The following is a 7,395-nucleotide window of genomic DNA, read 5'->3' as shown; positions in this document are numbered from 1 at the left end:
GTCGCCGACTACGACTCATGTGTGCGCTGTGCCGCCCAGATCCGCTCCGAAATCGGGCCGATCGACATCCTCATCAACAATGCCGGCATCACGCGCGACGCCAGTTTCAAGAAGCTCGACAAGGGTGCCTGGGATGCCGTGGTGAGCACCAATCTCGATTCGGTCTTCAACATGACGAAGCAGTGGTACGAGGACATGACGGCCCGCGGGTGGGGGCGCATCGTCAACATTTCGTCTGTGATCGGCTGCAAAGGCGGTTTCGGGCAAACGAACTATGCAGCGGCCAAGGCGGGCATGCATGGGTTTACCAAGTCGCTTGCGCTCGAATTGGCCCGCAAGGGGGTGACGGTCAATACCGTATCGCCGGGCTTCATCGCAACGCGTATGGTCATGGCGGTACCCGAGGACGTCTTGAAGACCAAGATCCTGCCCGAGATTCCCGTCGGCCGACTCGGTCAACCCGAGGAGGTGGCCGCGTTGATTGCCTATTTGTGCTCGGACGACGCTGGTTTCGTCACCGGGGCCAACATCTCGATCAACGGTGGACAGCATCTGCAATAGCGCCGCGATGCTTCGCGGCATCGTTGCCGCACGTCGGTTCCGCCCCCGTCCGGCGCCGCGCCAACACTCCTGACGCGGACAGCCACCGGACGGAATTTGCCGCGCGCCACGCGTTGCGTGCGCGCGGCTTTTTCTTGGCCTCACGAAGACGTTCGTCGTCGGCCGCCACCTAGTGGGAACAGGGGTTGCTGGCTCGCCGACGCACCCCATCGTTGCTGCGAGCGCGCCGGTGACAGGCGCTCGGGCCCAATCGCCAAGGACCGCATATGTCGCTTTCCCTCGCCCGGCGCCTCGCAGCAGCCAGCCTTACGGCCACCCTGTCCGCGAGCCCGGTTGCGCTCAGCGTCTGTTACGGCGCGCAGCCGATCGAGGCGTCGCCCTACTCGAGCGCTGTCGCCCGGCAATCGCCGCCGATCGCGGCATCGCAGGTCAACCCGCACGCCCAGCCCTCTCCCGTCGAGCCGGCATCTCCGTTCGCGCTGTACGGCGAGCTCTATCGCGCGGTGGAGCTTGCCCGGATTTTTCCGGATAGCAAGACGTTCGCCGATATGATCCCGAACGCACCGCCGCAGCAGATCGTCGCCGAGTTCGCCGCCCAGCGGGACCAGCCCGGGTTCGATCTGCGCAAATTCGTGGAAGCGCGGTTCAGCGCCACGGCCGGCAGCGATAGCCACTATGCAACGGATCCGAACCAGAACGTCGTCGCGCACATCGACACGCTCTGGAACGTGCTACGCCGCGGCCCAGACCGCGTCGAGAGCCGATGGTCGTCTCTGCTGGCGCTGCCTCAGCCCTATCTCGTCCCGGGTGGCCGCTTCGACGAAATCTATTACTGGGATTCGTACTTCATCATGCTCGGCCTCGAACAAAGCGGCCGGCACGACTTGGCGAAGGAGGAACTCAAGAATTTCGCCACGCTGATCGACCGCTACGGTCACATTCCCAACGGCAATCGCACCTATTATCTGAGCCGCTCGCAACCGCCGTTCTTCGCGCAGATGGTCGGGCTCATCGCGAGCGAGGATGGCGACCGTGTTTATCTGGATTCGCTGCCGGAACTCAAAGCCGAATATGCCTACTGGATGGACGGCGCGGACAAGCTCGCGCCCGGCCACGCTTATCGCCACGTCGTTCGGCTACCCGACGGCACGTTGCTCAATCGCTACTGGGACGACCTCGCGCTGCCGCGCGACGAATCGTATCGCGAGGACGTGGCGACTGCGGCCGCCACCCCGCAACGCGGCGCGCCCGACCTATGGCGCAATCTGCGCGCCGGCGGTGAGACAGGCTGGGATTTCAGCTCGAGATGGTTCGCCGACAATGCCACGCTCGCCTCGATCGAAGTGACGGAACTGATCCCCGTCGACCTCAATTCGCTCATGTACGGTCTCGAGAAGACGCTGGCCAAGGCGTACCGTCTCCAGGGCGATGCCGCGCATGCGGAGAATCTGGAGGTGCGGGCCAGGACACGTGCCGAAGCGATTCGCCGCTGGCTGTGGGATCCGCAGATCAAGGCGTTCGGCGACTATCAATTCGTCCAGCGCACACTCACCCATCGATTGACGGCTGCCGCCGTCTACCCGCTGTTTGCAGGCGTCGCCACGCGCGACGAGGCGCACGAAACCGCCGCGACGATCCGCCGAGGACTGCTTCGGCCCGGCGGCATGGCGACGACGCAAGTCAAGACCGGCCAGCAATGGGACGAACCGAACGGCTGGGCGCCGCTGCAGTATCTCGCGGTGACCGGGTTGCGCCGCTATGGCGAGGACGAGCTTGCGCGCACGATCGCGACGCGCTGGATTCGCACCAATGTCGCCGCCTATGTCCGCACGGGAAAACTCGTCGAAAAATACGATGTGAGTGCCGATACGTCGGCCGCCCGTGGTGGCGAGTATCCGCTGCAGGACGGCTTCGGCTGGACCAACGGCGTGCTGCGGGTGCTATTGGCATCGTATCCGAACGCTGTCGACATCGCGGCTGCGAAACCCTCGAGCGCCGCAGCGTTTGTCGCGCCCATGCGCGCTTCCATGAAGCGCGATCGGCGCTGACCGCCTCCGACACAGCGACCGGTTTTTTCGCCGCATGTAGCGATTGCAGCGATGCTGCAAAAAAGGCGCTTCAAAACTTATCCGGCGGCAATGGATCGGTCGCGAAAGACGCGAGCCTCTTCACGCAACCATGCGGTGAAAAGACGAAGCCCTTTCTTGGGGCGAGTTGAAGACGGCACGACGAGGCGGTACGCAAACCCCGGCAGACACGGACCCTCGATCCGACGTAGGCGGCCCGTACGCAGTTCCTCATCGATGAGCACGTTGCTGCACATCAACGGCCCGAGCCCGCACTCGGCGGCGTAGAGCGCGAGCATCTCCTCGCTGTACCACGACATGCGAAAGTGAACGGTTTTATCGTGGTCGACCCGCGCGAGCCAGGCCGACCAGTCGGGCGCATTCAACGCGCTGTTTGCCCACTTGTAGGCGAGCAGCGGATGTTTGCGGAAGTCTTCGATCGTCGGATTCCGGCCCTCCGGACAAATACCTCGATCGGCGACCGCCAGATAACAATCTTCCAGAATCAAGGCATCCCGTGGATCGTCATTGACGGGCCCATACCGGATAGCGAGGTCGATGGACTCGGCCCGCAGATCCACGATATTTTCCGAACCGTGGAGGTGCACCACGACTTCCGGGTGGATCGCGTTGAACTGCGACAGCCTCGGCATCAACCAGCGCTCGGCGAACGCTCGCGTGGCCGAGATCTGAATCGAGTCGTCGTTGGTCGGCGTATTGACGATCTCGAACGCCTGGGCCATTTGGTCGAAGCTGTCCCTGAGCAGCGGGTAGATCGTCTTGCCGACCGGCGTGAGCGTCACGGCACGCCCCGTTCTTTCGAAGAGTTTGTGGCCGATACGCGCCTCGAGCTGCCGGATCTGATGACTCACGGCCGTGATCGTCACGGAGAGCTCGGCTGCGGCCGCGGTGAAGCTTTGATGGCGGGCGGCCGCCTCGAATGCGCGGATCGAATTGAGCGGTGGCAACTTGCGCATGGCGAAACGCCCTCATTCCGAAGTCGGCCGGTTACGGTGAGTGCATTCTACCGAATGCCGGCCCGCGCTTAGCAGGCAGAAGGCAGCGCGGCAACAAGGCATTCAGTAAATTGCATAATGCGCGTCGGTCGGCAGCATGCCGTTGACTGCGGTGACATCCTGCGGACAGGCCGACATCACGACGATGCAGTCCATTTCCGCGCGCAGGGCGACGTGCTGGCCAGCTCGACTGACCGGCGGCGCGAATTCCAGTTGCCCGTTCGCGTGCACCGGCACGTTCATGAAGAGATTGAGCGGACACGGCGTATCGTGCGCCGTCAGGCCGAGGCTTGCGAGCGCAGTGGCGAGGTTGTCGGTGCAGTTGTCGTGGTGGCCCTCGACGCCCAACTGCGCGTAGCGGTGCCGGTCGCAGGCTGCAATCAGCGTGTCGTGCACGCCGGGCGTCGTGTCTTCGATCATCGTCAGGATGGGCCGCCGATGATTCGTGACGAGCGTGTCGCCCACCTTCGGTACCGTCCTCAGCATCGATGCTCGGCTATGCTCCATCGACATCGACTCGCCGATGTCATCCCCATTGAACGCCCAGGTATCGATGACCTGATGACCGTGTGTGTTGATCACCTTGATCGTCGCGCCTTTGGCGAGCCGGACCGCCACGCCGCTGCGCGCGGGAATGCGCAAAGGCGTGCCGTCACGGCCAACCGTTGTCGTATTCATGTGCTGTTTCTCCACGAGAAAATTCAGAGGCTCCTGCTTCGATGCATGGTGTTCAGCTGCTGGCAGTCTCCCGGACATCAGCCAACTGGCGAACCAGTTCGGGGACGGCGGCAAAGGCGTCCGCCATCGACGCTCGATGTCGTTCGTCGCCGAATTCCTGATAGCTGATGCTGATCGCGTGGCTTTCCTCGACACCCAGGTAATGCGCGCAAGTGAGGATATGGGTATCGAGGTGATTCATCTTTTCGCGTACGCCGCCGGGCCCGAATCCGAACTCGCCGTGCGAGCTGAGCATGACGAGCTTCTTGCCGCACATGATCGGCGCGAGCGGAAAGTCGCCGCGAGCAAGGTCGAACGTAAACGTCTTGCCCACGCGGATCACCTTGTCGAACCACGACTTCAGCGCGGCCGGCATCCCGTAGTTGTACATGGGCGTGCCGATGACGATCACATCCGCGCAGTCGACTTCGTCGATCAGTTCGTCGGACAGGCGCAATGTCTCGCGCTGCGCCGGCGTCCGATCCTGCTCGGGTGTGAAGGCAGCGGCAATCCATTCCTCGGTAATGAACGCAGGAGGATTGGCTCCGACATCGCGGGTAATGATCGTGGCGTTTGGCTCCAACTGCTTCCAGGCGTCGACGAAGGCGCCCGACAGCCTGCGGCTGAGCGAGCGGTCACCGCGTGCGCTTGCATCGATGTGCAAAAGAGTGGTCATAGGGTGCTCCTTTTTGTTGCCGAACGAAAGAGATGGATCGATCCGGAACACCGATTTAGCCACGACGTGTTCGCGCGCACGATTGATGAATTTTTTGGGCCAGTTGAGAAAATCTCAACGACGCGGGTTGAATGGCGGGTCTTTCGTTTTTCTCAACCCCGGTTGAGAAATCATCGGTTTCGCCGTTTATTTGTCTTCGCTCCAATACGTACTCAACGATTCAGCGTAGCGTTCGAAGAGGAGACAGCCGTGTCGAACAATCAGATGTTGCAAGCGCAGGAGGGCACCGGTAGCACATTCGATGTGCACGGTATCGAACCCGTGCCGTACGAAAGCAGAACCTCGGGGCAGCTCGACCAGTTCTGGATCTGGGCCGGCGCAAATGTCGCGCCGATCAATTGGGTGCTCGGCGCGATCGGCATCCAGCTCGGCTTGAGTCTCGTCGAGACGCTTCTCGTCATCGTGATCGGCAACGTGCTGGGTTGCGCGTTGTTCGGCGCCATGTGCGTGATCGGGCATCGCTGCGGCGTTCCCCAAATGGTGCTCTCGCGGCTGGCATTCGGCCGGCGTGGCGCTTGGCTTCCCACCCTCATGCAGGTGTTGATGCCGATGGGCTGGGTGGCGATCAATACGTGGATCGTGCTCGATCTCGCCGTTGCGGCGCTCGATCGCATGGGTATCGGCGGCGGCATCGAACTCAAATATGCCATTGCCGTGGCAGTCATGGTGATTCAAGTCGGCATCGCGACATGGGGTTTTCACGCGATCCGTTATTTCGAGCGGTACACGATGCCTTTCGTGCTGGCCATCATGGTCGCGATGACCGTGCTCGCCTTCACGCACGTGGATATCCACTGGCATGTGTCGACGGCACACGGGATCGGCAAGCTATCCGCGATGAGCAAGCTGATGACGGCGATCGGCATCGGCTGGGGAATTTCGTGGCTCGTCTATGCATCGGACTACACGCGCTTCACGAAGCCGACGTTGACCAGCCGGCAGGTCTTTCGCGCGACGTCGCTCGGCATGTTCCTGCCGACGGTCTGGCTCGCGCTATTGGGCGCGGCGATCGCGTCGGCAGGCACGGGCACCGATCCGTCCCAGCTCATCGTCGCCGCGTTCGGTGCGATGGCGCTTCCGGTGCTGCTCGTGCTCGTCCACGGCCCGGTCGCGACCAATATCGTCGTCATCTATTCGGCCGCGCTTGCTACGCTGTCGCTGGATCTGCGCGTTCCGCGGTGGGCCGTTTCCGCCGTCTCCGGCATCGTCGCGCTTCTGATCCTCTATCTGTTCCTGCGCTCGGGCACGTTCGCGAGCACATTCGAAGACACGATGGTGTTCTTCGTCGTGTGGATCGCACCGTGGGCCGGAATCGTCCTCGTGGATTTCTTCGTGATCCGTCGCGGCAGCATCGATGTCGATGCGTTATACCGCCACCACACCGTCAGCGGCTGCGGAGACATCAAATGGTCCGGGGTCGCCGCGTTGTCATTGGGTGTGTTCGCAGCGTGGCTCTTTCAGATCGGGAGCATCGAATCGATGCAAGGACCCATCGCCATCGCGATGGGCGGTATCGATCTTTCATGGCTCGCCGGTCTCGCCGTCGGTGGCGGAAGCTACTACCTCCTTCATCTCGGACGGCGCCAGGTTCGCTCGTCACAGGCGCCGCTCGTCGACAACAGGAGCTCGACATGAACCCCGTGCGCATGGACAACATGACCTGGATGGAATACGAGCAGCGCGTCAAAGCCGGATCGGTCGTATTTCTCCCGTGCGGCGCGACGGAACAACACGGGCCCCATCTTCCGCTCGGCACCGATGCGTTGCTCGCGAGCGCGATCTGCGAAGACGTGGCGCGCGAGGTGGGCGGTATCGTGGCGCCGGCAATCTCATACGGCTACAAATCGCAGCCGAGAAGCGGCGGCGGTCAGCATTTCTGCGGCACGACCAGCGTCGACGGAGCGACATTGAGCAGCTTGATCCGTGACGCGGTACGTGAATTCCACCGTCACGGTGTCAGGCGTCTCGCGATCGTCGTCGGACATTTCGAGAATCAGTGGTTCGTCACCGAAGGGATCGAACTCGCGATGCGTGAGATCGGGGAGCACACCGGCATGGAGGTCATGCGGGCCGAGAACTGGGAGTTCTGTCGCAAGGAAACACTCGATGCGGTTTTTCCGGATGGCTTTCCCGGCATCGCGCTCGAGCACGCCGCGGTGATCGAGACGTCGATGATGCTGCATTACTATCCGCAGTTGGTCTCGCTCGACCGAATCCCGGGGCACGGCCCCGCGCAGTTCCCCGTCTACGATATGTATCCGGCCCGTACCGCGTGGGTTCCGTCGAGCGGCGTCCTGTC

At 62.5% G+C, this 7,395-nt stretch carries 7 protein-coding genes; 4 read left to right on the top strand and 3 right to left on the bottom strand.

What is annotated here, in order from left to right; genetic code table 11:
- Positions 1-561 (top strand): SDR family oxidoreductase (locus VGL01_RS15640; protein ID WP_331570849.1); only part of this gene is annotated, 561 nt, incomplete at its 5' end.
- A 266-nt stretch (positions 562-827) separates the two neighbouring features.
- Positions 828-2,609: an alpha,alpha-trehalase TreF gene (gene treF / locus VGL01_RS15635; protein WP_331570847.1), complete on the top strand. Its 1,782-nt coding sequence runs from the start codon at positions 828-830 to the stop codon at positions 2,607-2,609.
- A 77-nt stretch (positions 2,610-2,686) separates the two neighbouring features.
- On the opposite strand, the gene VGL01_RS15630 is transcribed toward treF, so the two are convergent.
- The 3 genes from VGL01_RS15630 to VGL01_RS15620 all read right to left on the bottom strand — a co-directional run bounded on the left by VGL01_RS15630 (position 2,687) and on the right by VGL01_RS15620 (position 5,036).
- Positions 2,687-3,604: a LysR substrate-binding domain-containing protein gene (locus VGL01_RS15630; protein ID WP_331570845.1), complete on the bottom strand. Its 918-nt coding sequence runs from the start codon at positions 3,602-3,604 to the stop codon at positions 2,687-2,689.
- A 102-nt stretch (positions 3,605-3,706) separates the two neighbouring features.
- Positions 3,707-4,321, bottom strand: a complete 615-nt coding sequence (locus tag VGL01_RS15625; RefSeq protein ID WP_331570843.1) for an urea carboxylase-associated family protein — start codon at positions 4,319-4,321, stop codon at positions 3,707-3,709.
- A 52-nt stretch (positions 4,322-4,373) separates the two neighbouring features.
- Entirely contained in the window at positions 4,374-5,036 is a 663-nt protein-coding gene (locus VGL01_RS15620; RefSeq protein WP_331570841.1) for an FMN-dependent NADH-azoreductase, read from the bottom strand.
- A 249-nt stretch (positions 5,037-5,285) separates the two neighbouring features.
- On the opposite strand from VGL01_RS15620, the gene VGL01_RS15615 reads away from it, so the two are divergent.
- Positions 5,286-6,731, top strand: a complete 1,446-nt coding sequence (locus VGL01_RS15615) for a cytosine permease (protein ID WP_331570839.1) — start codon at positions 5,286-5,288, stop codon at positions 6,729-6,731.
- Positions 6,728-7,395 (top strand): creatininase (locus tag VGL01_RS15610; protein WP_331570837.1); only part of this gene is annotated, 668 nt, incomplete at its 3' end. The genes VGL01_RS15615 and VGL01_RS15610, both read left to right, overlap by 4 nt.

The organism is Trinickia sp. (genome assembly GCF_036503415.1).
Lineage (GTDB): Bacteria > Pseudomonadota > Gammaproteobacteria > Burkholderiales > Burkholderiaceae > Trinickia.
Note: the sequence above shows the minus strand (reverse complement) of the source record. Positions and strands in the feature narration are given on the sequence as shown.